This window comes from Halalkalibacter oceani (assembly GCF_023715605.1).
In the GTDB taxonomy this organism is placed as follows: domain Bacteria; phylum Bacillota; class Bacilli; order Bacillales; family Bacillaceae_D; genus Halalkalibacter; species Halalkalibacter oceani.
Genome location: NZ_JAMBOL010000077.1, coordinates 1 through 483 on the forward strand (window position 1 = coordinate 1; position 483 = coordinate 483).

The 483-nt window shown below is 40.2% G+C and carries 1 protein-coding gene; it reads right to left on the minus strand.

Features of this window, described 5'->3' with window-relative positions; all coding sequences use genetic code 11:
- Positions 1–481, minus strand: a 481-nt coding sequence (locus tag M3202_RS22070) for a transposase (RefSeq protein ID WP_251225350.1), incomplete at its 3' end; no start/stop codon positions are given.
- Positions 482–483: the final 2 nt, after the last annotated feature.

The following is a 483-nucleotide window of genomic DNA, read 5'->3' on the forward strand; positions in this document are numbered from 1 at the left end:
CGTTGGTGGAGCTTAACAACGTAAAATCCAGAGGCATGAACGTACAGCCATCCGACCAACCAAGGGTAAGCATACGAAACCCTTTATAGAAACGGTTCTTCAATGAAGAATGATCCATACAACGAGCGAGAAGCTCCACCTTTTTACTGCGATTTCTCTCAAACATCGAGTCATCGATGATGAAAACATTTGGACGCTTGCCATCTGTAAGATGGTCGACTTTTTGAATCGCATAAGCACTTAAACTAGTTAAAAAACGGCGCCAAGCAAACTTGGAATGATTCATAAAACGATACACTGCATCTTTAGCTGGATAACAGTCACTCTTCTTTGACTGTAGAAGCGTAAACCAACTCTTGTGGTGAAAGATTAAGCAGAATATGAGTTGAAACAAATAGGAAGCTGGGAATCCAAATTTCTTCGTAATGCCAGCTTTTCGGAGATGCTTAAACATCCCTAATTCACTAAATGCGTTTTTCAATT